Genomic DNA, 24,980 nt, shown 5'->3' with positions numbered 1-24,980 from the left:
GATGCCATGTGATCGACTTCTGCACCAGGGCGCGCCCCACATAGTCCCTGTCGTGAAGATGTGGTCGTGGCACGGGTGAACGGCAGTTGAACGACACGCGCGCGTGGGGCGCTCAGTGGCAGGGTGAGCAGCATGGACGGTCGTGACCTGGTGCGTTCGGTGAGTGTGGTCGGTTCGGGGAGGGCGGCTCGGGGGTGGCTCACCATGCGGGCCGCGTGGCGCAGGCGGCGTGTCGACGCCGCCGGGCTGCCGCGGCGGGGGGCGGAACGGGCGCGGGTTCCGGGACAGGTGCAGGGTGTGGAGCCGGGGCCGGGAGGCGGGCTGATCCGTTTCGGCCGGTCGGAGCTGCGGATCACCGTGGCGGTGAACGGAGCCGTCTTCCGGGGCTGGGACGGGGCCGGCCCGCAGCCGTCGTACGCGCTCGCGGGAGCCGGTCTCGAGCCGGATCCGCGGGCGGTGCTGGAGCCGGACAAGGACGGTGGCTGGCGGGTGGTCGCCGAGCGGGTGACGGTCGTCGTCTCGCGTCACGGTGCGGTGCAGGTGTGCACGCCGGGCGGGGTGACGCTGCGGCGGGATCTGCCGCCCCGCTGGTGGGAGCCGGTCGGCGGGGGCCCGGCACGGTGGACGCAGCGCTCCGAGGTGGCGGCGGACGCCCGGTTCTTCGGCCTGGGCGGGCGGGCGGCGGGGCCCCGGCTGCGGGACGGCGCGTACCGGCTGTGGAACACCGACCCCGGCCGCGCGTTCGGGCCCGGGGACGATCCGCTGTACCTGACGATGCCGGTGCAGTTGGTGGTGGCGGACGCGGGCACGCATCTGGTGTTCCACGACACGACGTGGGACGGCACGGTGGTCCTGCGGGAGGGTGAGGAGGGCTCCGGGTCCGGGCACGACCGGGCGGGGCGCTGCGAGGTGCGCGTGGACGGTGGTCCGCTGCGCTGCTGGGTGATGGTGGGCACTCCCGCGCGTGTGCTGTACACGTGGGCCGCGCTGACGGGGGCCCCGGCGGTGCCGCCCGCCTGGGCGCTCGGCCACCAGCACGCGCGGTGGGGCTTGGGCGGCGAGCGGGAGGTGCGGCGCGTCGTCGCGGGCCACCAGGAACGTGGTCTGCCGCTGGACGCCGTTCATCTGGGCATCGGCCACCACGACGACCAGCGGGTGTTCACGACGGACCCGGAACGCTTCGCGAAGCTGCCCGTGCTCGCCGAGGAACTGCGCCGCGACGGGATAAGGCTGGTGTCGGTCGTCGAACCGGCCGTGCGGGCCGAGCCGGGCAACGCCGTGTACGACAGCGGTTCGGCTGTGGACGCGTTCGTCCGGGATGCCGCGGGGCGGTCGGTGCGGGGCGTGACGCGGGCCGGTGAGTCGGTCTACCCGGACTTCACGCACGCGCGCGTGCGCAAGTGGTGGGGCGGGCTGTACGAGGAGCGGCTGGAGCAGGGCTTCGCGGGGTTCTGGCACGACATGAACGAGCCGACGTCGCTCCACGCCTTCGGTGAGCGGACGTTGCCGCGGTCGGCCCGGCACGCCCTGGAGGGGCGCGGCGGCGACCACCGGGAGGCGCACAACGTGTACGCGCTGTGCATGGCCCGGGCGAGCTACGAGGGGCTGCGCGAACTGTCGCCGAAGGAGCGGCCCTTCGTGTTCTCCCGCTCCGGCTGGGCGGGGATGCAGCGGTACGGGGGCACCTGGTCGGGGGGCGTGGCGACGGGCTGGCCGGGGCTGCGGGCGTCGCTGTCGCTGGTGCTGAACCTGGGGCTGTGCGGTGTGCCCTACTCGGGTCCTGACGTGGGTGGTTGCGACGGCAGCCCGTCGCCGGAGCTGTACCTGAGGTGGTTGCAGCTCGGCGCGTACCTGCCGCTGTTCCGTACGCACGCGGGTCCGCACGCTGGGCGCGGGGAGCCCTGGGAGTTCGGTGCCGAGGTGCTGGAGCACGCGCGCGCGGCGCTGCTGGAGCGCCGGCGGCTGCTGCCGTACTTCGTCACGCTGGCGCGTCTGGCCCGGCGGACCGGTGCGCCCTATGTGCGGCCGCTGTGGTGGGGTGCGCCGGAGGACCGGGCGCTACGGGACTGCGAGGACGCGTTCCTCCTCGGTGACGGCCTGCTGGTGGCCCCGGTCCTGGATCCCGGGGCCGGACGGCGTGCGGTCCGGCTGCCGAGGGGCCGGTGGTACGACACCGCGACGGAGCGGTCCTACGAAGGGCCGGCCCGGGTGGTCGTCGACGCGCCGCTGTCGCGGATACCGGTGTTCGCGCGCGCGGGGGCGGTACTGCCCGTGCGGGGCGCGGACGACGGGCTGGAGCTGGAGGTGTGGGCGCCGCCGCACGGCCGCACGGGTGGCGGTCTGGTGGTGGCCGACGCGGGCGACGGGTGGGACGAGCCGGAGATCGAGCGCTACGTCGCCCGTCGGCAGGACCGGCGGGTGGTGGTGAGCCGCGAGCGCGAGGGCGGCACGGGTGAGCCGCCCTGCCCGGTGCGCGTAAGGGGCCTCGGCTGAGGCCGGCCGGCGGCGGACCGGCCCGTGGGGCTCAGATGTAGCGGCCCTCGAACCAGGCCCGCGCGGCCACGGTGTGCAGGGGGAAGGCGAGTTCCTCGGGCCTGCGCAGCAGGTGCCGGCCCGCGGTCTCGTCGGTGGGGCCGGACGGCGGGAGCCCCTCGGCCGGGCGTTCCGGGAGGAGTCCGAAGAGCAGGAGGTGGCCGTCGGGCGAGCTCATGGCGTCCACGAGCCGCACGTCGCGGGCGGGCGCGTCGATGCCGGTCTCTTCCCTGAGTTCGCGTACGACGGCCTGCTTCCAGTCCTCCCGGTCGTCGATGTAACCGCCGGGCAGGGCCGTGCCTCCGCGCGCGGGGCCGATGGCCCGGGTGATCACGACCAGGGCCGTGCCCTCGGTGTCGTACACGGGCTGCAGCGCGATCGCGACCGGCAGCGGGTTGCGGTAGGCGACCGACCCGCAGGTCCGGCAGGAGCGCGGCCAGCCGGTCGCGTCTGCTCCGTACGGCGCTCCGCAGCTCGAACAGTGGGAGTTTGGCGCGGAGTTGACAGATGGGTGCTGAGTTTCGGACACGCGCGGACTGTATCCGATCACGTCGGGGACGTCTTCCGGCGGCGAGGCGCGAGAACCGACGGAAGTCGGAAGGCGGCCGGGATCACCCCCGTCGACCCCGGCCGCCTCTCCCGTATCACGACGCCGGAGAGCCGCTTTCGGTTCACCGGAGCGGTCCGCTTCCGCCGTCCGCCCCGCGGCGGGTGCGTGACGATGCGACGGAGGAGGTGACCTCCACCGTCCGACACTGTGCGTGATCGCCCGGGAATCCTGCGTGAACGTCTCATGAACTGCGCCTGCGCGTCCCCGGGCAGCGCCATCATGCTCCCGTGCACTCCTGGACGGATACTCTCCGCTTCGCCTTCCAGCCCGTGGTCAACCTGAGGACGCGCGCGGTCGCCGCACTGGAGACACTCGCCCGCCCGGAGACCGGTGACATCCTCGCCGAGGCCCGCCGCGACCCCGGTCTCGACAGCACGCTCGCCGTGCTGGCGCTGCGCGCCGCGACACGCAGGGAGACGCTGCTGCCGCTGCACCTGAACGTGTTCGCGGCCACGCTCGCCGATCTGGGCGGCCTGACACCGCTGCACGACGCGGTGCGCGCTGCAGGACGCATGCCGTGGGAGGTGACGCTCGACATCGTCCCGCCCTACGCGCACGTGCCGCAGCGGGCCCTGCTGGAGGCGGTGGCCGCGCTGCGTGAGCAGGGCTTCCGGATCAGCGCGGACGGTGTCGGGGACGGCGACGTGCCCCTCAGGCTGCTCGCCGACCTCTCCCCCGACCTGATCAAGCTCGACGCCTCGCTGCTGCGCCGGCCGGCCGCGGTCCGGTCGATGCGGACGCTGTGCGAGGAACTGCGTGCCCTGGTCGCGGTGGAGGGTGTGGAGACCGAGCTGCAGTGCGCGGCGGCGGTGTCGGCCGGTGCGCAGCTGGCCCAGGGCGAGCTGTTCGCGCCGCCGGCCCGGATTCCCGCGGCGGACGTGTACGTTCCGCCGCGCGCGCCGGGTTCCCTGGCCATGCCACGCTCGGGGCCTCCGGTACGGGAGTTCGTCCGTCCGGCCGCGGTGCTGCCGGTGACCGCTTCGGCGGGGCAGGTGCGGGCCTTGCTGACCGGGTCGCCGGACGTCTCCGGTGTGCTGCTGGCGGACCAGGCGGGGAGGCCGGTGCGGTCGGTGCACCGCTCACGCTTCCTGCTGTCCATGTCGGGCCGCTACGGGCACGCCCTGTACGCGGACCGGCCGGCCTTCAAACTGGGCGACGTCCCGAGGACGGTCGGTGTCGGCGCCACCGCCTGGGAGGTGCTGGACGTCGTCGCGGTCGGCGGCCGTGACCGGACCTCCGACGATGTGGCGGTGGTCGACGAGTACGGCCGGTGCGTGGGCGTCGTCCGGCTCGCGGATCTGGTGCGGGCCCTGGCCGAGAGCCGCGTCGAGGAGGCGGCGGGGCTCAATCCGCTGACCCGGCTGCCCGGTTCGGACGCCATCACGGGCGAGGTGGACCGGCGGATCGCGGACGGGCGGGCGTTCACGCTCAGCTGGCTGGACATCGACCACTTCAAACAGGTCAACGACGGTGCCGGGTTCGCGGCCGGGGACGAGCTGATCCGGTCGGTGGGGCGGGCGCTGCAGCAGGCGGTCGGGGGGCACGCGCGCGTGGGTCACATCGGCGGTGACGACTTCCTGGTGCTGGCCGACGAGGAGGCTCTCGATCCGCTGGTCACCGCAGTGCTCGACGCGCCCTGGTCGGCGGGTGGCCGGCCGGTCACCCTCTCGCTCGCGACGGTCGTGTGCGCACCGGGCAGCGTCGGCGACCACCGCCAGGCCGCCGCCCACCTCGCACCGCTGAAGAAGGCGGCCAAGGCACTCGACGGCGCGAGCTGGGTGCTCGGGCGCGCCGGGCTGCCCGGCCAAGAGGTCCGCCGGGACGGTTCGGGGGCGGCGCGGGACCGGGCCGGGGTCGGGGCAGCCGAGCCGCGAAGGTGAACCGCGCCCGTGAGTGGCGCCGTTGAGGTATGGACGCCGTGCGAGGCCGCCGGGGCGTGCCGCCGTCACCGTCGCCGTCGGCCACCTTGACGCCCTCGTGACACCGGTGAACACTTCCCGGTGTCGGCCGACATCGCCGTACATTCTCGGCGTTATCAGGCACTGTGCCACGGGTCTGTCCTGCTCCACGGCCCGTCCCTCCATGGCGATCCGGCCACGACGACACGCTCGTCACGGACGCCGGGCGAGGCGCGGGTCTCCCTGCTTCGGCCGAAGTCGCCAAGGAACCGTTCCTGCACGGAGGGTCGGGGCTGATCGCCCCCACCGGCGCCAAAGGGAGCTGCCATGAGCAATGGAGACATTTTCGTCGGCGAGGTCATCGGCACCGCGATCCTCATCCTGTTCGGTGCCGGTGTCTGCGCCGCCGTCACCCTCAGACATTCCAAGGCGCGGGCCTCGGGCTGGGTCGTGATCGCGTTCGGCTGGGGTTTCGGCGTGCTCGCCGGCGCCTACACCGCCGCCCCCCTCTCCGGCGGCCACCTCAATCCCGCGGTCACCATCGGCATCGCCGTGGACACCGGCAAGTGGGGCAAGGTCTGGGTCTACCTGCTGGGCCAGATCGTCGGCGCGGTGCTGGGCGCCGTCCTCGCCTATCTCGTGTACATGGCGCAGTTCCAGGCCAACGTCCGCACGACGGACGCGACCGGGGGCACGGCCGGCGAACCGGTGCCGACCCTCGGCGTCTTCTCGACGATCCCGGAGATCCGGAACCCGGTCGCCAACCTGATCACCGAGGTCATCGCGACCGTCGCGCTGGTGCTGCCCGTGCTCGCCTTCGGGCTGACGAAGGGACTCGGTGAGTCCGGCATCACGGTGCTGATCGTCTCGCTGCTCGTCGTCGGCATCGGGCTCTCCCTCGGCGGCCCCACCGGGTACGCCATCAACCCGGCCCGCGACCTCGGCCCGCGCATCGTGCACACCTTCCTGCCGATCCCGAACAAGGGCACCTCCGACTGGGGTTACGCCTGGATACCGGTCGTCGGCCCGCTCATCGGCGGAGCGCTCGCCGGCCTCGTCTACAACGCGGCCTTCTGACCCGCGCACGGGCCGCCCGGACCCACGCGGGCCTTCCGGGCGGCCCCGCGCCCAGCGACCCACCCCGCGACCCGATCCCGCGACCCGACCAGCGACTTGGGGACAGCCATGACGGACAACGCCGAGAAGTACGTCGCCGCCATCGACCAGGGCACCACGTCCAGCCGCTGCATCATCTTCGACCTCAGCGGCGCGATCGTCGCCGTCGACCAGCGCGAGCACCGCCAGATCTTCCCCAAGCCGGGCTGGGTGGAGCACGACGCCACCGAGATCTGGTCCAAGGTGCAGGCCGTGGTGGCCGGGGCGCTCGCCAAGGCCGGGCTGCGCGCCGGGCAGCTGAGCGCGCTCGGCATCACCAACCAGCGGGAGACCACGGTCCTGTGGGACCGCGCGACGGGCAAGCCCGTGCACAACGCCATCGTCTGGCAGGACACCCGCACGGCCGCCCTGTGCCGTGAACTGGGCGGCCCGGACGGCCAGGACCGCTTCCGCGAGCAGACCGGACTGCCACTGGCCAGCTACTTCTCCGGGCCCAAGGCGGCCTGGCTCCTGGACCAGGTGCCCGGCCTGCGGCAGCGGGCCGAACGCGGCGAGATCGCGTTCGGGACCATCGACTCCTGGCTGATATGGAACCTCACCGGCGGCACCGACGGCGGCCGGCACGTCACCGACGTCACGAACGCCGGGCGCACCATGCTGATGAACCTGGACACCCTCCAGTGGGACCCCTCCATCCTGTCCGCCATGGACGTCCCCGAGGCGGTACTGCCCGAGATCAGGTCCTCCGCCGAGGTGTACGGCACCGCGGTGGGGCAGCTCGCCGGCGTGCCCGTGGCCTCCGCACTGGGCGACCAGCAGGCCGCCGTGTTCGGACAGGCCTGCTACGACGTGGGCACCGCGAAGAACACCTACGGCACCGGCAGCTTCCTGCTGCTGAACACCGGCAACCGGCCGGTGCCGTCCAAGAGCGGACTGCTGACCACGATGGGCTACAAGATCGGCGGGGAGGCGCCGGTGTACTGCCTGGAGGGTTCCATAGCGATAACGGGCGCCCTGGTCCAGTGGTTCCGCGACCAGCTCGGCATCATCCGCACCGCCGACGAGATCGAGACACTGGCGGCGAGCGTCGAGGACAACGGCGGCGCCTACATCGTGCCCGCGTTCTCAGGTCTGTTCGCGCCCTACTGGCGTTCCGACGCGCGCGGCGTCGTCACCGGACTGACGAGGTACGTCACCAAGGCGCACCTCGCGCGCGCGGTGCTGGAGGCGACGAGCTGGCAGACCCGGGAGGTCGTGGACGCCATGTACCAGGACTCCGGGGTGCGGATCACCACCCTGAAGGTCGACGGCGGCATGACGAGGAACGGCCTGCTCATGCAGCACCAGGCGGACGTGCTCGGGGTTCCGGTGGTCCGGCCCCGGGTGTCCGAGACGACCTGCCTGGGCGCGGCCTACGCGGCCGGGCTGGCGACGGGCGTGTGGAACGGCCTCGACGAGCTGAAGTCGCACTGGCAGAAGGACGCCGAATGGGCGCCCGCGATGGAGGAGCGGGTGCGCGAGCGCGAGTACGGCAACTGGCGCAGGGCGGTGGACAAGAGCCTCGGCTGGCTGGAGGACGGCGAGGCGTAGGGCCTCGGCCGCCGGGTGGAAGAGCACGGCACGCGCGCGTGAGTGCTGGTCCCGGACCACGGCCCGTACCCCGGTCGGCGGGGGTACGGGCCGTGCCCGTGGCTCAGGTCCCGACGGCCTGGCGGCTGCCGGCCGCGTACTCCATGGCGTGCTGGACGACGCCGATGAGCACTTCCTTGACCGACTCGCGGTCGCGGGCGTCGCACAGCAGGACCGGCACGTCCCCGTCCAGGTCGAGGGCCTGGCGGACGGCATCCGCGGGGTACTGCGCGGCTCCCTCGAAGCAGTTGACGCCGACGACGAAGGGGATGGCACGCCGCTCGAAGTAGTCGACGGCGGCGAAGCAGTCCTCCAGCCGGCGGGTGTCGGCGAGGACGACGGCACCGAGGGCGCCCTCGGACAGCTCGTCCCACATGAACCAGAACCGCTCCTGCCCGGGCGTGCCGAAGAGGTACAGCACCAGGTCCTCGCGCAGGGTGATGCGACCGAAGTCCATGGCCACGGTGGTGGTGTGCTTGCCCTCCACCCCGCTTGTGTCGTCGACCGGCCGACCGGCCTCGGTGAGCAGTTCCTCGGTGCGCAACGGCCGGATCTCGCTGACCGCGCCGACGAGGGTCGTCTTGCCCACGCCGAAGCCGCCGGCCACCAGGATCTTGAGCGTGACGGGCTCGACCGGGGGCTTGCCGCGCTCAGATCGCCCGAAGATCATCGGTCTCTTCTCCTGCTCGATGGGATACGGGTGACGGCCGGCCGTAGCCGCCGCCACCGGGGGTTTCGATGACGAGTACGTCGCCGGGGCCGACGTCGGCGGAGCCGCTGCCGCCCAGGTCGGTGACCGTGCCGTCGGCCCGCTCCACGCGGTTGGCACCGAGCGCGCCCGGCTCACCGCCCGCCATGCCGTACGGGGGCACGCGGCGGTGCTGGGAGAGCGTGGAGACGGTCATGGGTTCCAGGAAGCGGATGCGGCGGACGGCGCCGTCACCGCCGCGCCACCGGCCGGCCCCGCCGCTCCCCCGGCGGACGGCGAACTCCTCGAGCCGGACCGGCAGCCGCCACTCCAGGACCTCGGGGTCGGTGAGCCGGGAGTTGGTCATGTGGGTCTGCACGACGTCGGCGCCGGGGAAGCCGTCGCCCGCTCCCGATCCGGAGGCGACGGTTTCGTAGTACTGGTGGCGTTCGTTGCCGAAGGTGACGTTGTTCATGGTGCCGGAGCCCTCGGCCTGGACGCCGAGCGCGGCGTACAGGGCGCCGGTGATGGCCTGGGAGGTCTCCACGTTGCCCGCGACGACGGCGGCGGGCGCCCCGGGGGCGAGCATCGAGCCGGGCGGTACGACGATGTCGAGGGGGCGCAGGCAGCCGTCGTTCAGCGGGATGTCGTCCGCGACCAGGGTCCGGAAGACGTACAGGACCGCCGCGTTGACGACCGCGAACGGGGCGTTGAAGTTGGTGGCGAGCTGCGCGGAGGTGCCGGTGAAGTCGATGGTGGCCCGGCGCTCGGTGCGATCGACGCGCACGCGGACGCGGATGACGGCGCCCGAGTCGGTCTCGTAGGCGTACTCGCCGTCGCCCAGGGCGTCGACGACCCGGCGGACGGCCTCCTCCGCGTTGTCCTGGACGTGCCGCATGTAGGCCTGGACGACGTCGAGACCGAACTCGTCGATCATGCGGCGCACCTCGTCGACGCCCTTGCGGTTGGCGGCGATCTGCGCGCGCAGGTCGGCGAGGTTGGTGCGCACGTCGCGGGAGGGGTGGGGTGCTCCGGTGAGCAGGCGGCGGGTCTCCTCCTCGCGGAAGCGGCCGTTCTCGGCGAGCAGCCAGTTGTCGAAGAGGACGCCCTCCTCCTCGATGGTGCGGCTGTGGGCCGGCATGGACCCCGGGGCGACGCCGCCGATCTCGGCGTGATGGCCGCGTGAGGCGACGTAGAAGAGGATCTCCGGCTCACTCCGCGTGTCCGTCGTCCCCTCGGCGTCGAACACGGGAGTGATCACCGTGACGTCGGGCAGGTGTGTCCCGCCGTGGTAGGGGTCGTTGACGGCGTAGGTGTCGCCCGGCCGCATCCCGGTGCCGCGGCGGCGGATGACCTCCTTGACGCTGGTACCCATCGAGCCCAGGTGGACGGGGATGTGCGGGGCGTTGGCCACCAGGTTCCCGTCCGGGTCGAACAGGGCGCAGGAGAAGTCCAGGCGTTCCTTGATGTTGACGGACTGGGCGGTGGACTCCAGCCGGGCGCCCATCTGTTCCGCGATGGACATGAAGAGGTTGTTGAAGATCTCAAGCAGTACCGGGTCGACTTCCGTGTCCAGGCAGGAACTCTGTGTGATCGCCGTGCGTTCCATGACCAGGTGCCCGGCGTCTGTCGCCGCGGCCCGCCAGCCGTCGTCGACGACGGTCGTGGCGCCGAACTCCGTGATGATCGCGGGGCCGGTGACGGTCTCGCCGGGGGGAAGTCCCTCGCGGCGGTGGAGGGGCACATCACGCCAGGCGCCGCCGGTGTGCAGGCGGACGGTCACGGGTACGGCCCGGTGGCCCTCGTACGGGGCGAGGGCGGACAGGTCGGGGGGTGAGGTGATGCCGGTGGCTTCCACGGAGAGGGCTTCGACGACGACCGGGCGGTCGAGGGTGAAGGAGTACGTGGCGCGGTGACGTTCCTCGAAGGCCCGTGTCATGGCGCCGGGGCCGGCCAGCTCGACGGTGAGGGTGGTGTCGGTGCCGTCGTAGCGGAGCTCGGCGCGGCGGGTGACCCGCACGCGGTCGTGCGGGACGTCCTCCGCGGCCAGTTCGGCGCGTGCGGCGGTCTCCAGGTCGTCGGCGGTCCGGTGGATGCCGGGCATGGCGGCGGCGTCCAGAAGTGCCTCGACGGACTGTTCCCGCATGGCGGTGGTGTCCGCGAGGCCGATGCCGAGCGCGGAGAGGACACCGGCCATGGGCGGCACGAGGACGGTGCGGATGCCGAGGGTGTCCGCGACCTGGCACGCGTGCTGGCCGCCCGCGCCTCCGAAGGAGGTCAGGGCGTAGCGGGTGACGTCGTGGCCCTTCTGGACGGAGATGCGCTTCACGGCGTTGGCGATGTTGGCGACCGCGATCCGCAGGTAGCCCTCGGCCACCTGTTCGGGGGTTCGGTCGTCGCCGGTCCGCCGGTGGATCTCGCGTGCGAGGGCGGTGAACCGCTCGCGGACGACGTCCTGGTCCAGGGGCTGGTCGCCGCCGGCCCCGAACACGGCCGGGAAGTGGCCGGGCTGGACCCGGCCGAGCATCACGTTGGCGTCGGTGACCGTGAGCGGGCCGCCGGCGCGGTAGCAGGCGGGGCCCGGGTCGGCGCCGGCGGAATCGGGGCCGACCCGGTAGCGGGAGCCGTCGAAGTGCAGGACGGACCCGCCGCCGGCGGCGACGGTGTGGATGTCCAGCATCGGGGCGCGCAGCCGTACACCCGCGATCCGTGTGGTGAGGACGCGCTCGTACGCGCCGGCGAAGTGCGAGACGTCGGTGGAGGTGCCGCCCATGTCGAAGCCGATGACGCGGTCGAAGCCGGCGCGCTGCGACATCCGGGCCATGCCGACGATGCCGCCGGCCGGTCCGGAGAGGACGGCGTCCTTGCCCCTGAACCGCACGGCCTGGGTCAGCCCGCCGTTGGACTGCATGAACATCAGCGGCACGCCGTGGAGTTCGCCGGCCACACGGCGGACGTGGCGGCGCAGCACGGGCGAGAGGTAGGCGTCCACGACGGCGGTGTCTCCGCGCGGCACGAGCTTCATCAGCGGGCTGACCTCGCTGGACAGCGAGATCTGGGGGAACCCGGTGCGGGCGGCGAGTTCCCCGATCGCTCGTTCGTGTGCCGGGTGGAGGTGGCTGTGCAGGCAGACGACGGCGACCGCGCGGATCCCGTCGTCGTACGCCCGCTGGAGCGGGCCCGCCAGACGGTCCAGGTCGGGGGCGCGCAGTACGGTGCCGTCGGCGGCGACGCGCTCGTCCACCTCGACGACCCGTTCGTGGAGCGGTCCGGGCAGGTCGATACGGCGGGCGAAGATGCGGGGGCGGTTCTGGTAGGCGATGCGCAGGGCGTCGCGGAAGCCCCGGGTGACGACGAGGAGGGTGCGTTCGCCCTTGCGTTCCAGCAGGGCGTTGGTGGCGACCGTGGTGCCCATGCGGACCGCCTCGACGGGCTCCCGGGAGCCGCCGAGGAGTTCGCGTACACCGGCGACGGCCGCGTCGGACACGGGTGCCCCCTCGCTCGCGCGGAGCCGGGAGGCGGTGAGGGCCGGGTGGTCGGACAGCACCTTGCGGGTGAGCAGCCGGCCGTCCGGGCGGCGCGCGACGATGTCGGTGAAGGTGCCGCCCCGGTCGACCCAGAACTGCCAGCCTGCCACGTCAGTTCCCCGCTTCCGCGCCGGTCACAGCGCCCGGAGGCCGTTGATCACGTCGCGCAGAATACTCTCGTCCGGCAGTTCCGCCGGTGGCACCGGCCGCGTGACGTGGACGAATTCCGCGTGCGCGAGGTCGCCGACGAGGACGCGGACCACGCCGACGGGCAGGTCGAGTTCCGCGGCGAGCTCGGCGACCGACTGGGGTGCGTCCCGGCAGAGTCCGACGATCTCCACGTGTTCGGGGGACAGCGTCGGATCGGCTTCCGGGTCGCCCGCGTCAGGCTCCGTGACGACCACCGCGATCAGGTCGAGGCGGTGCTGCCCCGCACTGGTGGTGCGGCCGCGCGTCATGGCGTACGGGCGGACGACCGGTCCGGCGTCGTCGTCGAACCAGTGGTCTGTTCCCTGACCGTCTCCGCTCATGTCATCCCACTACCCGCCTGCGGGCACGTCGGTGCGCGGGGCGGTGCCCAGATGCGCGCCGACCCGCTTGACCAGCAGCGTCATCTCGTAGGCGACCTGTCCGACGTCGGAGTCGGCGTCGGAGAACACGGCGAGGCAGCTGCCGTCACCGGCGGCGGTGACGAACAGGAAGGCTTCGTCGAGCTCGACCACGGTCTGCCGGACGCTGCCCGCCTCGAAGTGGCGGCCCACGCCCTTGGCCAGGCTGTGGAAGCCGGAGGCCACGGCCGCGAGGTGCTCGCTGTCCTCCCTGGTCAGATCCTTGGACACCCCTGTGGGCAGTCCGTCGCCGGACAGGACGACGGCCTTGCGGATGCTGGCGACCCGGTCGACGAGGTCGTCCAGGAGCCAGTTCAGCTCCCCCTTGTCCGTCATGTGGCCGGTCGGCTTCGGTGCGGTCATCGACCGTCCCCCTTAGTTCCTTGTGCGGTGCCGTTCGTGGTTCCGTCGTCCGCGGCGTTCTCGTCGCGGCCTCGCTGCCAGCCGCGCTGGAGCGACGCCATCCGGCTGCGGACCTCCTCGGCGTCGCGGTCGGCGGGTCGGGCCGCGCGCTCCGCGCGCCGTTCGGTGTCCTGTTTGAGCTGGGGCGCCAGGCTGGCCTGGCGTACGCGCCGGGGCAGCGGCCCGGTGCCCGGTGCCCCGGCCGCGCCACCGGCCGTCGGCGTGCGGTCACCGCTGTTCCCGGCCGCGGCGCCGCCCGGTCGTGCCGGGCCACCCGGGCCGCCGGACGCGAGTGCCCTGGGCCGGCTCCGCCGGGGCAGCGCCGGGGGCTCGGACGCCCCGTCGGCGCCGGCGGCCGGGGCCGCGCCCGGCTCGCCCGCACGGTCGGCGGGTTCGTCGCCGGGGCGCCGGGAGGCCGCACCGCGCCGCCGGGCGGGAAGCGGGGCCGGTGCGCCCGTGTCGGCGCCGCGCGGGCCGGCGGGAGGTTCCCGGTCCGTTTCATCGCGGCGGGAGCGCGCGCCGGTGACGGGCTTGCCGTGCGAGCTGACCAGCTTGGGCGTCTGCCGCCGTGGCAGCGGCACGGGTCCGCTGTCGCGGTCGTCCTCGCGCGTGAACGGGTCGCCCGGCCGGGGGGCCGCGCGGTCCTCGCCGCCGGGCCGTGACCGGCGAGGGCGGAAGATCCCGCCTCGTTCGCTGTCCTCGTCGCCCAGGACGCCCGGCAAGTCGTCGAGGGCGTCCAGATCGACCGGCGCCTCCAGTTCGACCGGGCCGTCCAGCAGGGAGGTGGGCAGGCCGGGCAGCTGCACGGTCGCCTGGGACCGTCCGGCGGCACGGCTCGCCGGCTGCCCGGCTTCCTTCGCCGGGCGGTCCCGGTCGAGCCGGAAGCCGATGCCGTTGGTGTCCGGGACGTCGTCCGTCAGCAGCGTCTCGGGGACGAAGACGACGGCGGTGGTTCCGCCGTAGGGCGACGGCTGCAGGGAGACCCGGACGTTCTGGCGCTGGGCGAGCCGGCTGACCACGAACAGACCGAGGCGGTCGGTGTCGGAGAGCTCGAACTCCGGCGTCTCGGCGAGGCGCAGGTTGGCGTCCAGGAGCGCCTCGGCCGTCATGCCGAGGCCCCGGTCGTGGATCTCCAGCGTGAACCCGTTGGCGACCCGCTCGCCGAGGACCTGGACGGCGGTGTGCGGGGGCGAGAAGACCGTGGCGTTCTCGAGGAGTTCGGCCACGAGGTGGGTGAGGTCGGCGACGGCCGGGCCGGTGACGGCGATGCGCGGCAGGCGCCGTACCTCGATGCGTTCGTAGTCCTCGACCTCGGCGACGGCGGCACGGACGACGTCCATCAGCTGCACGGGACGGCGCCACTGCCGGGAGGGCGCGGCGCCGGACAGGATCACCAGGCCCTCGGCGTGCCGGCGCATGCGCGTGGTCAGGTGGTCCAGGCGGAACAGGTCGGCGAGTTCCTCGGTGTCCTCGGTCCTGCGTTCCATGGTGTCGAGCAGCGTGAGCTGCTTGTGCAGCAGCACCTGGCTGCGGCGGGCGAGGTTGACGAAGACCTCTGAGACGCCGGCACGCAGTTCGGCCTGCTTGACGGCGGCCTCGACGGCGGCGCGCTGGAGGGTGTTGAGGGCCTGGCCCACCTCGCCGATCTCGTTCCGGTCGTACTCCAGGCGCGGCACTTCCGTCTCGACGTCGACCTGTTCACCGGTCGACAGGCGGCGCATCACACTGGGCAGCCGGACCCCGGAGGCCTCGTGCGCCTCCAGGCGCAGCTGACGCAGATCCCGGATGAGGGCGCGGCCCACCCGGATGGAGAGGAAGACGGAGAGCAGGAGGGCCACCAGACCGAGGACGCCCACGACGGCGGCCTGCACGATGACGCGCACGGCGACGGGGCGCGCGCGGTCCTGCAGGCGGTCGCCCACCTGGTCGTCGAGGGTGCCGAGTTCTTCGAGGACGCTCGCCGCCGCGGAGTCCCAGCTCTTGGCGGTGACCCCGCGGGGGGTGCCTGAGTCCGTGCCGATGACGGTCCGTTCGGCCGCGCGCAGGGGGGCGGTGGTGGCGTTCCTCCAGAAGCGTGCGTAGCGTTCGCGCTCCGCGGCGGGCAGCAGCGGCAGGCTGATCTCGTACAGGAGTCCGCGCTGGGCGGCGAGGTCGGAGATGTCCCGGGTCTCGTCGCGGGTGAGGCGGCCGACGACGAGGGAGGAGCCGAGGAGGGCGTCCTCCCGCGAGAGCAGTTCGCGGGCGCGTGCGACGTTGATCAGCGCGCGGGCCTGCTTGTCCGTCTCGACGTCGTCGACGCCGTCGAGTGCGGCGAGCAGGGCGTAGCAGGGGTCGACGAGGTGGTTGTAGCGGACGAGGGCCTGGCCTCGGGTGGCCGTGCCCTCCTCGACGTTGCGGCGCAGGGAGTCGAGGCTGTCGAAGGCGTCGAGGAGGGTGGTGAGGTGCTCGTTGTCGTCCGCGTCCATGCCGTCGCGGACGTCCTCGTCCTTGGCGTTCTCACGGATCGTGGCGATGGCCCGGTCGGTGGCGCCCCGGGTCCGGTTCAGCGCGGCGAGCGCGTCGGCGGCCCGGGGGTCGGCGAGGTAGACGAGTGTCTGGCGGCGCTCCTGCTGGAGGACGCGGGCGGCGTCCTCGGCGGGATAGCCGATGTCCTGCATGACGTCCGAGACCTGGAAGAGCCGGGCGACCTCACGGCCGGTGAGCACCGTGGCGAAGGCCCAGACGGCGCCCAGGGACACCAGCGGCACGAGAACCAGCGCCACGATCTTCCGGCGGATCGACTTCCCGCGAAAGCGCATGGCCTCCCCCAGCTCGACCCCCACCGGCCGGGGGTGACATGTGCGTCAACAAACGGCGCGAGCCTACTACCGCCTTACGGATAACTCGAAGACGTGTCTGGCGGGGGAACTTCCGTACCGGCGGCAGGACATGGCGAGTTGTCCGGGCATTGCGGGAGATTGCCACCGCTGTTCGGCGCGCCGCGCCGGGAGGGGACGCACGGCCTTGGACAGGCGGTTGGCCGAATTCTTTCGCCGTTCGGGAATCTTCACGCCGTCTCGTTCGTCCATCTCTACGGGAGAAGGAGGCGGAATGGGCCACATGAGCCCCATCCCGCGCCCCGGGCGGCGTAGAACAGCGCAAGCCGGGCAGCCAGTGGGGAGTCGGAGTCTTCGGACGCCGGGCGAGCGGTCTGCCGGCGGTGGGGAGTGACACGGTGATGGGCACGGCGGAGCGGGGCAGGGCGCGCGAGACGGGCGTCGCGGAGCGCTCGACGGCGCTGCGGCGCCATGAAGCGGCGGATCGCGGCATCCCGGGGCCGGTGCGCGCCGGTGAGTCCGCCGACGGGGAACGGGAGCGGACGTACCGGCCGCTGTGGGTGGAGGAGCCCGCGCGGCGGCACCCGACGCCTGATCCGGTGCGGGGAGCGGCGGTGCTGGCGGTCATCGTCATAGCGGTGACGCTCGTCCAGGCGATGGTGGCGTTCCTGTGCACGATGGCCGGGTCCTGGCTGGCCTTTCCCATGGTGATCAGCAGCGTGGTGAGCACGGTGGTGGCGACCTGGGCCGTGGTCGACGTCTGGGTGACCCGCCAGGTGTGGAACCAGCGGTACGGCGTCGTCTCCGAGCCGAGCAGCACGGCCCGCGCGCTCCGGCGCGAGCGGCGCGTGCGGCGGCGTCAGGAGCGGGACGAGCTGCGGGAGCAGGAGCGGATACGCCGGCGGGGCGGCGCCGGGCAGCTTTCGCACTCCTGAACCCGCGTGGGCGGGGACCGGACGACGGCCGGGACGCGTTCGGGCGCTTCGGTAGCATGACGTCTCGTATGGCGCATGATCCGGCGCGGTACGCAACGCGGCCACCCGCAGGTGGCGGGAGGTGAGTCATGCCCAGTGCACAGGCCGGTGCCGTGCAGTCGGTGGACCGTGCCGTGAGCGTGCTGGAGATCCTCGCCCGGTGCGGCGAGGCGGGCGTCACCGAGATCGCCGCGGAGCTGGACGTGCACAAGTCCACGGCGTTCCGGCTGCTCGGCGTCCTGGAGAACCGGGGGCTGGTGGCCCGGACCAAGGACCGTGGCAAGTACTGCCTGGGGGCCGGCGTCCTGCGCCTGGCGGGGGCGGCCGCGGTGCGGCTGGAGATCTCCCAGGAAGGCGTACCGGTCTGCCGGGAGGTCGCCGACGAACTGGGCGAGACGGTGAACCTCGCCGTCCTGGACGACGACGCGGCGGTCAACGTGATGCAGGCCCGCGGCACCGCCTCGATCACCGCGCAGAACTGGCTGGGCAGGCGCACCCCGCTGCACGCCACCTCCAGCGGCAAGGTACTGCTCGCCCACCTGCCGCCCACCCTGCGCGAAGGCCTGCTGGCCCGGCCGTTGCCGCGCTTCACGGACCGTACCGTGACCGGCGCGACGAGGCTGCGCGCCGAGCTGGAGGCCGTGGTCGAGCAGGGCTACGGCGTCACGCTGGAGGAGCTGGAACCGGGGCTGGCGGCCGTCGCGGCGCCGGTGCGCGGCCACGACGGCCAGGTGATCGCGGCGATCAGCGTCTCCGGCCCGGTGTACCGGCTGAACGGGGACCGGTTGCCGGAGGTGGCGAAGCGGACGGTGGCGGCGGGCGCCGAACTGTCGCGCCGGATGGGGTACGGCCTCTGACCGGAGCCGTACCCCCGGCTCACACCATGCGCGCAACCCGCCGCACGGTACGCAACGGCTGCGGAACCCGCCGGTTGCCCGCCGCGCCCCTCAGGGCGCGGCCGGCGCCGGCCTTTTGAACATGCGGGTCGCCGTGATCTCGCTGCGCACCGCTTCGCCGGCCCCGGGCTGCTGGGGAAGACCGGGCCGCAGGTGCTCCTCGACGCTGATGTACTTCAGGCCCGCCCTGAGGTCGGCGTCGTTGCGCAGCCGGATGACCAGTGGGAACTCCGCGAGCGCGGTCGTGTCGAACAGGCCGGTGGTGTACAGCAGCTGCACCCCGAGCGCGTCGGACACGGCCCGCTGGAGTTCCAGCAGGTAGGTGGCGTTGGCCCGGCCGATGGGGTTGTCCAGGAACAGCGTGCCCGCGTGCCGGTGCCTGTCGCGTCCCCGGTCGTTGCTGCGCAGCGCGGCCATCGTGCAGTACAGGGCGATGGCCGCCGTGAGCAGCTGGCCGCCCGAGAAGACGTCGCCCATCTGTCCGACGGGGACCCGCTCGGCGCGCAGTACGGCGTCGGGCTTGAGGATCTCGACGGCCACGCCCTTCGGCTGCAGCGCCGCCGCGACTCCGCGCAGCAGCAGGGACATGCCGTCGCGGCGCATGTCCGAGTTCTTCTTCACGGCCGCCCGCGTGGCCTCGTCGATGACCTCGCCGAGCCGTTCGGTGAGCGTGGCCTGGTCGGGCTCCTCGAAGCGGATGCGCAGGAACTCCTGCCCGGACCACTCGCCGAGCCCCTCGGGCAGCCGGGAGAGCCGCTGGGCGGACCTCAGCGTCGCCAGCGCGGACTCCACGAGACCGCGCAGCCGGTCCACGATCGAGTCCCGGTTGCGTTCCAGCTGCGCCAGCTCGTCGGTCAGGACCCGCAGCCGGGGCGCGAAGGCGTCCGCCCACTTCTGCGCGTGCTCGGGCAGCGCCGACGCCGGGAGTTCGCGGATCTGCTGCCGGGCGGGGGTACGGACCTGCTCGTAGCGCGTGGCGTTGGCGTGCCGGACGAGGACGTCGCTCGCCTCGCGCACGGCGGCCTCGGCGGCGGACAGGTCGGCGGCACAGCCGCGCAGCGAGCGGCGGGCCTCGGCGGCGGAGTGCCGGGCCTCCTCCAGGGTGCCGGGGTAGGGCTCCGGCTCGTCCTGCTCCTCCTCCGGCGCGTGCTCGCGCAGCAGGTCCCGGAGCATCGCGGCGATCTCGTCGAAGCCGGCGGCCGCGTCCTCGGCGGCGCGGTGGGCCTCCAGCAGTTCCGCGTGCGCCTCCCGGGCCTCGGTCAGCGCCTCCGTGCGGGCGGCGAGTTCGGTCGTGGCCGTACGCAGCAGTACCTGGGCGTGCCCGGCGTCACGCGGGACGAGTTCCTCGGGGAGCTCGGTGTGCGCCTCACCGTCCTCGGGCGCGTGCCGCTCGGCCTCGCCGCGCAGCCGGCCCAGCTGTTCGCTCGCCGTGGACATGCGGGTCTCCAGGAGCTGCACCAGCTCCTCCGCACGCGCCGCCGCGGCCTGGCGGGACGGCCCGTCGGAGCCGTCGGGCGACTGGAGGAGCTGCTCGGCGCGGGTGCGGACCTTGTTGCTGAGCCGGTCCAGTTCGGCGCGGGCGGCGCTCTCGTCGCTCTCCGCGCGGGCCTGCTCGGCCCGCAGGTCGGCACCGACGCCGACCTTCTCGTACACCTGGGACGCGGCCCGGTAGGCCTCCCGGAGGGCGGGCAGGGAGGCCTCGGAGGCGTCCGCGTCGTCGACGGGGACCTCGTCGGGGGCGCCGGCGATCTCGGAGCGCTCGGCGCGCAGGGCGCGCGCGGTGCGGCGCGCGTCGTCGGCGGCGCGCTGAGCGGCGCGGCGGTCCTCGTCGGCGGCGCGGGCGCGCTCCAGGCACGTCTGGGCGCGGGCCTCGGACTCGGCCGCCTCGTCGGCGAGTTCGCGCAGTTTCGCCTGCCAGCCGGCGCGCTCGCGGAGCCGGAAGGCGAGGCCGGCCAGGGCGTCGGCGGCACGGCGGGTCCTCTGTGCGGCCTCCTGCCGCTCGTCGCGGACCTGCGCGGCCTCGGCGGCCGCCTCGTCGGCCTCCGCGCGGGCGGCGCGTGCCTCGGCGAGGTCGGCCTCGGCCTCCTCGGCGAACGCGCGGGCCTCCTGGGCGGCCCCGGCGAGTTCGGAGAGGTGCCCGGCGGGGCAGCCGGTGCGCCAGGAGGTGAGCCGGGCGGCCAGTTCGCGGTCCTTGCCGAGCCGGGCGGCCAGGGCGCGGATCTCCTCGTCGCGCTCGGTGGCCCGCGCACGCAGGGCCTGGCGTTCCTCGTCGGCGGCGTACTCGTCGTGCATGGCCGGGTTCGGCGGCACGAGGAAGACGTCGCCCGGGGTGGCGGCGCCGTCCGGGGCCGGGGCGAGCAGGGCGGCGGCCGTGCCGACGGCGACGGCGGAGCGGGGCAGCAGCGCGGCCTCGCCGAGGGCCTCGCGGGCACGCGCGTGCGTGTCCGGGTCGGTGATGATGACGCCGTCGACCAGTTCGGGGCGGGCGGCGAGCACACGCGCGTGGTCGACGGGGTCGACGGCCTGGGCGAGGTAGCGCCAGCCGGGCAGCGCGGGGATGCCGCGCTCGCCGAGGAACTCGACGGTGGCGAGCACGTCGGGGCCGGGCGGCAGCAGTCCGCCGTCACCGAGGGCGCCGAGGATGCGGGCGTCGTCGGCGGCGGCCGTCCTCAGGTCGAAGAGGTGCCGTTCCGCGGCCGACACCGCGTCGTCGAGGAGCTCCCGCAACTCGTCGGCGAACCGGTCGAGTTCCACGGGGGTGAGCGGGCTCCCGGCCTGGGCGGCCGCGTCGTCCGCGACCGGCCCGTCCGCGGCGCCGTCGTCGGCTGCCGGCCTGGGCGCGGGCACGCCGGCGCGTGCCGCCGGGGGTGCGCCGGGCAGGCTGAGCAGTTCCGCGAGCCGTTCCTCGGCGGCCAGCGACTCGGCCAGACGCCGTTCGGCCTCGTGGGCGCGCTCGGCTGCGGTCGCGGCGTCCGCCGCGCGGGCGGCGGTGAGTTCCGCGCGGGACTCGGCGGAGGCCGCCTCACGCGCGTGCTCGGTGGCCTTGCGGGCGGCCTCGCGGGCCGTGTCCCAGGCGGCCACGGCCGTCTTCTCGGCGTCGCTCGCGGCGAGCGCGGCGCGCGCCGGGTCGGCGTCCGCCGCAGTGTCGTCCAGCCAGCCGGCGCGGACCGCTTCGGCGGTCTCCTGCTCGACCTCGGCGAGGCGCTGGCGCAGGTGACCGGCCTCGCTGCGGGCGCGCTGCGCCTCGGTGGCGGCAGCCGTGGAGTCCCGGTACGCCGAGTCGCCGGCCTCCTGGAGGGCGGCGGAACGCTCCTCCTCCTCGTTGGCGAGGGCCTCGGCGCTCCCGGCGGCCGCGTGCAGGGCCCGCACGAGATCCACGGCGGCCCTGGCGCGTGCGGCGAGCGCCGGAGCGGCGTCCCGTTCGGCCTCCTGGATGGCGGCGGCCACGCGCGTGACGCGGTCGGTGGCCGCACGGTGGCGCAGCACGGCCTCCGCCGCCTGCCAGGCGGAGTGCAGGGTGCGGGCGTCGGCCAGTTCGCGTTTCTGCGCGGCTGCGGACTTCTCGGCGGCGGCGAGGGCCAGGGAGGCGTGCCGGTAGGCGAGTTCGGCGGCGATCTGGGCGCTGCGCTCCCGCGCGCCCTCGGAGTGCGTGACGGCGTACGCGGCGGCCGTGACCCGCTGGGCGAGGTCGGCGGCCCGCATCCGTTCCCGCACGGCGCGCGCGGACAGCCGCCGGGCGAGGGTGCGGGTGCGGCGCTCGGCGCCGGCGTGGACGTCCCGTGCCCGGGAACGGGCCCCGGCGGCCTCGACGATGCGTCCGAGCAGGTCGACGGAGCCCGCGGTGAAGTCGCGTTCGGCCATCAGTTCGGCGCGCCGGCCGAGCTTGTTGCCGAAGCCGCTGACGAGGTCGGCCAGGCCGTCGGTGTCGCGGGTGTCGGTGACGGCGCGCAGCAGCAGGTCGGTGAAGTCGGAGTCCTTCTTGACCGCGAAGAGACCGGCCGCCTCGCCCTCGTCGGCGTTCATCTCACGCTGGTAGCGGAAGAGTTCGGGGTCCAGACCGAGGTCGCCGAGGTGCTCGATCCAGCGGTCGTGGATCTCCTCCCAGTGCGCCTCCAGGTGCGGGTACGCCTTGCCCGCCTCGGTCAGGGCGTCGCGGAAGCCCTTCATGGTGCGGCGGCGGCCCTGGGCGCCCGAGGCGCCCTCGGCGGGCGGCCGTACGGCGGTGGACTCGGCGACCGGCAGGTTGTCCAGGCTGAGGCCGGGACCGGGCCGGAAGGAGTACCAGGCCTCGGCGAACTTGCGCGGGTCGTTGGAGACCTGCCGTCCGCGCCACTCGCTGACCTTGCCGACGACGACGCACTCGCCGGTCTGCACGTGCTGCCACTCCAGGGCCACGTGTCCGCAGTCGTCGGCGAGCAGGAACTTGCGGAGCACGCCGGAACTGGCGCCGCCGAGGGTGTTGCGGTGGCCGGGCAGCATCACCGAGAAGATCAGCTTGAGCAGGACCGACTTGCCGCCGCCGTTCTCCAGGAAGAGCACTCCGGCGGGCGCGGGCCGGCGCGGCGGCCCGGAGGGCTCCTCCTCGAAGAACTCCGCCTGCGTGGGCGCCGGGTCGGGCACGGGCTCGCCCACGCCCCGCAGGTCAAGCACGGTGTCGGCGTAGCGCGCACCGGCGGGCCCGATGGAGTAGAGGCGGACCCGGGACAGCTCGTACATGGCGGACTCTCGTCAGTTTTCTGGCGGTTCGGAAGGTTCAGGAGTGCGACGGCGTGTGGAACGGCAGCCCGGCGTCGGCCACCAGGTCCAGGTCGTCGGTGTCCTCGGCGGGCAGCAGGGTGGCGGTGCCGTCGGTGACCGGGACGACGCCCAGTTCCAGGAGTTCGGCCATGGCGGCGCCGGCGGCCATGTCGCGTACCTGGAGCTGGTAGCGGGCCGTGGTGCGGTAGGTGCCGCCGTGGTCGTCCCCGGTGCGCTGCAGGAAGCCCGAGTCGGTGAGGAAGGCCAGGGCCTTCGCGACGATGCCGGTGGTGGAGGCGGCCGGACGGCGGGCGTCCTTGGTGGCGCCGGTCGCGCTGCGTCTGGCCCAGATCCGCCAGGCGGCCTCGAGTCCGGGGGCGTCCGTCGCCGGGTCGGTGTTCTCGCCCTGTTCCTCGGCGCGCTCCTCCAGGCGCCGGCAGGCCTGCCGCACGAAGGTGTCGACGCCGTTGACCGTGACGCGGCCGATGTAGGAGTCGTCGGCTAGGTCCTCCGGGCGCGGGAACGCGAGGGCGGCGGTGGCGAGATGGGCCAGTCCGTGCAGGAAGCGGTCGCCGGAGTCGGCGGCGGCGCGACGCGCGTAGTCGCCCATGCGGACGGCGAACACCGAGTCCTCCGCGGCCGTCACGGCCATGCCCGCGCGCGGGGACACCTCCAGCACCACGAGCCCGAGCCCGGCGGCGACGGCGTCGGCCAGCCGTGCGAACGGCGGGTCCTCGCGGTAGCGGCGCAGCAGCTCCGCGTACTCCTGGTCACGCGCGGGCTGCAGCTTGGGCTGCAGTCCGAAGGCGACGAGCCGCGCCGCGTCGGCGGCGTCGGCCGGGGTGACGGCGGCGGACGCCGACGGGGCGGGGGCCGCCTCCGTGTCACTCCACTCGACGTGCTCGCTCACGGCTGTGACTCCTTGTCGTTCTCCGGCTTGCTCATGCTGCTTCCGTCCGGTCCGCGGCCATGCCCGCCGCGTCCAGCAGGGCGGTTCCCACGATCAGGTCCGCCCCGCCGAACTCGGGATCGTCCAGTTCGGTGCCGTCGTCGACGGCGAACAGGAGTTTCTGCTCGCCCTGCCGGTAGGCGGTGCCCACGGCGGGGCTGGCCGCGTGGACCGCCAGCAGGGCCACCAGGTAGGCGAGATCGGGGTCCCCTGTCCGCCGTGCCTCCGCCAGCAGGCCGGACAGTCTGCGCGGCGCGTCGGCGGGCAGGTCGAGCAGTTCCGTGGCGGCGGCCAGCTGCTCCTCGCTGAACCGGCTGTCGTCCGGGGTGGCGATGAGGTCCGGCTCCGGCATCTCCGCGCCCAGGTGCTCCCGCTCCACCGGCGGCGTCAGCAGGATGTCGACCAGGTCGCCGACCCGCACGGACACCGGTGTGCGCAGACCCGTGCCACCCGTGAAGAACGCGTCGGTGACCCGGATCGCCCGCTCCAGCGGCAGCGGCAGGAGGGGGGCGAGGAGGTGGCCGTACAGGTCGGTGCCGGAGGTCGCCGCCGGGGTGGCGAACGCCTGCCGGTCCTGTTCGGCGCGGAAGAGCGGACCGGCCTCCAGCAGTCGCGACTGGAGCTGGGTGTGCCGCCGGATGCAGTCCTTGACGATGTCGACCAGTTCGGCCGCGCGGCGCTTGTGCTCGGTGTCCTCGGTCTCGTCGCGGGCCTTGCGGATGTTGGTGAGGATGGCGTTCTCGTGGCGGTAGCGCTCGGCCACGTGGTCCAGGGCCTCGGCGATCATGTCGGGCACGGAGTTGAGCCAGTCGACCGCGCGCACGTTGCGCCGGGTGGCGTCCAGGGCGCGGCGCAGGGTCTCGGAGTACTGCACCGTGCGGTAGCGGGCCTGTTCGGCGGCGAGCTGGGCGTCGGCGAGGCGGCCGCGGCTGATCAGCACCTCCAGCTTCACCTCGGCGGCGATCTGGGCGCTGGTGACGTCGGTGTCGAGGGCGCCGACCAGGACGTTGACGGCTTCGTCGGTGGTCCGCAGGTAGACCGTGCCGCCGGGGCCGGGGACCTCCTCGACCAGCTTGAAGTCGTAGTCGCGGCGGACGTAGGTGCCGTCCGGCGCGAAGGTGCCGTAGACGGCGCGGAAGCCGCGGTCGACGCTGCCGACGTTGATCAGGTTCTCCAGCACCCAGCGGGCCACGCGCTCGTGCTCGGCGGCGGGCCGGTGCGGGGCCTGGGCGGCGATGCGCGGGACGAGCCGGGCCACGATCTGCTCGTGATCGGCTCCGGTGTCGAAGTCCATGTTGAGTGTGACGAGGTCGATGGCGGCCAGCGCCACCTCGGCCATGCCGTACACCGAGTACTCGCCGGCCAGGTTGGCCTTGCGCGCGTCGAGGTCGTGCAGCGGCGCGGTGCAGGCGAGCGCGCGCAGCCGGCGCGCCAGACCCTCGTCGGCGGCCGGGCCCGGAGCCGGGCGCGGCCCCGCGCTGAGCTGGGGCGGAGCGCTGTCCGTCGGTGCAGGCGAAGTCACGGTGGACAGACTAGGTCCTCGGTCTGACATCGACCCAAACGAGAGGCTGGGCCGGTTTGCCCCCGGGCGGGGAGCG

General features: G+C 73.9%; 15 protein-coding genes. 6 read left to right on the top strand and 9 right to left on the bottom strand.

Going from position 1 to position 24,980, the window contains the following annotated elements; all coding sequences use genetic code 11:
* Window positions 1-132: 132 nt before the first annotated feature.
* Window positions 133-2,493, top strand: coding sequence for a glycoside hydrolase family 31 protein (locus IE177_RS15160; RefSeq protein ID WP_190015844.1), 2,361 nt, complete (start codon window positions 133-135; stop codon window positions 2,491-2,493).
* Window positions 2,494-2,524: 31 nt separating this feature from the next.
* Here the strand turns inward: IE177_RS15160 and IE177_RS15155 are convergent, their stop codons facing one another.
* Window positions 2,525-3,061, bottom strand: a complete 537-nt coding sequence (locus IE177_RS15155) for an NUDIX domain-containing protein (protein ID WP_190015843.1) — start codon at window positions 3,059-3,061, stop codon at window positions 2,525-2,527.
* Window positions 3,062-3,369: 308 nt separating this feature from the next.
* Between IE177_RS15155 and IE177_RS15150 the strand changes: the two genes are divergently transcribed.
* The 3 genes from IE177_RS15150 (at window position 3,370) to glpK (ending at window position 7,746) form a co-directional block, all read left to right on the top strand.
* Window positions 3,370-5,022, top strand: a complete 1,653-nt coding sequence (locus IE177_RS15150; RefSeq protein ID WP_190015842.1) for a GGDEF domain-containing protein — start codon at window positions 3,370-3,372, stop codon at window positions 5,020-5,022.
* Window positions 5,023-5,367: 345 nt separating this feature from the next.
* Complete coding sequence (locus IE177_RS15145) at window positions 5,368-6,117, top strand: MIP/aquaporin family protein (protein WP_190015841.1); 750 nt, start codon at window positions 5,368-5,370, stop codon at window positions 6,115-6,117.
* Between the two features lie 108 nt (window positions 6,118-6,225).
* Window positions 6,226-7,746 carry a glycerol kinase GlpK gene (gene glpK / locus IE177_RS15140; protein WP_190015840.1) on the top strand — a complete coding sequence of 507 codons (1,521 nt, stop codon included), beginning with the start codon at window positions 6,226-6,228 and terminating at the stop codon, window positions 7,744-7,746.
* Between the two features lie 103 nt (window positions 7,747-7,849).
* On the opposite strand, the gene IE177_RS15135 is transcribed toward glpK, so the two are convergent.
* Genes IE177_RS15135 through IE177_RS15115 form a run of 5 tightly spaced genes read right to left on the bottom strand, consistent with a single transcriptional unit; the run spans window position 7,850 to window position 15,808 of the window.
* Window positions 7,850-8,455, bottom strand: coding sequence for a GTP-binding protein (locus tag IE177_RS15135; protein ID WP_190015839.1), 606 nt, complete (start codon window positions 8,453-8,455; stop codon window positions 7,850-7,852).
* Window positions 8,436-12,110 (bottom strand): hydantoinase B/oxoprolinase family protein, encoded by a 3,675-nt coding sequence (locus IE177_RS15130; protein WP_190015838.1) that lies wholly within the window; start codon window positions 12,108-12,110, stop codon window positions 8,436-8,438. Before IE177_RS15130 ends, IE177_RS15135 begins: the two co-directional genes overlap by 20 nt.
* A gap of 24 nt (window positions 12,111-12,134) precedes the next feature.
* A complete protein-coding gene (locus IE177_RS15125; protein ID WP_190015837.1) occupies window positions 12,135-12,530 on the bottom strand; it encodes a DUF742 domain-containing protein in 396 nt (131 codons plus the stop codon).
* 9 nt (window positions 12,531-12,539) lie between these two features.
* Window positions 12,540-12,971, bottom strand: a complete 432-nt coding sequence (locus tag IE177_RS15120) for a roadblock/LC7 domain-containing protein (protein ID WP_190015836.1) — start codon at window positions 12,969-12,971, stop codon at window positions 12,540-12,542.
* A complete protein-coding gene (locus IE177_RS15115) occupies window positions 12,968-15,808 on the bottom strand; it encodes a nitrate- and nitrite sensing domain-containing protein (protein ID WP_190015835.1) in 2,841 nt (946 codons plus the stop codon). The genes IE177_RS15120 and IE177_RS15115 overlap by 4 nt, the downstream gene beginning before the upstream one ends.
* A 419-nt stretch (window positions 15,809-16,227) precedes the next feature.
* On the opposite strand from IE177_RS15115, the gene IE177_RS15110 reads away from it, so the two are divergent.
* Both IE177_RS15110 and IE177_RS15105 read left to right on the top strand, forming a co-directional pair.
* Window positions 16,228-16,761 (top strand): hypothetical protein, encoded by a 534-nt coding sequence (locus IE177_RS15110; protein ID WP_190015834.1) that lies wholly within the window; start codon window positions 16,228-16,230, stop codon window positions 16,759-16,761.
* Window positions 16,762-16,889: 128 nt separating this feature from the next.
* The gene (locus IE177_RS15105) at window positions 16,890-17,657 is read left to right on the top strand and encodes an IclR family transcriptional regulator (RefSeq protein ID WP_190015833.1); all 768 of its coding nucleotides are present in this window, start codon (window positions 16,890-16,892) and stop codon (window positions 17,655-17,657) included.
* Window positions 17,658-17,747: 90 nt separating this feature from the next.
* Here IE177_RS15105 and IE177_RS15100 read toward each other — a convergent pair whose 3' ends face one another.
* From IE177_RS15100 to IE177_RS15090, 3 genes are read right to left on the bottom strand one after another with little or no spacing between them, the layout of a single operon-like run.
* Entirely contained in the window at window positions 17,748-22,412 is a 4,665-nt protein-coding gene (locus IE177_RS15100) for a hypothetical protein (protein WP_190015832.1), read from the bottom strand.
* 37 nt (window positions 22,413-22,449) lie between these two features.
* A complete protein-coding gene (locus tag IE177_RS15095; RefSeq protein ID WP_190015831.1) occupies window positions 22,450-23,343 on the bottom strand; it encodes a hypothetical protein in 894 nt (297 codons plus the stop codon).
* A gap of 31 nt (window positions 23,344-23,374) precedes the next feature.
* Complete coding sequence (locus IE177_RS15090; protein ID WP_190015830.1) at window positions 23,375-24,904, bottom strand: hypothetical protein; 1,530 nt, start codon at window positions 24,902-24,904, stop codon at window positions 23,375-23,377.
* Window positions 24,905-24,980 lie beyond the last annotated feature (76 nt).

This window comes from Streptomyces lucensis JCM 4490 (genome assembly GCF_014650035.1).
Classification (GTDB): domain Bacteria; phylum Actinomycetota; class Actinomycetes; order Streptomycetales; family Streptomycetaceae; genus Streptomyces; species Streptomyces lucensis.
The sequence above is the reverse complement of the archived record's forward strand: the minus strand, read 5'-3'. Positions and strand labels throughout refer to the sequence as shown.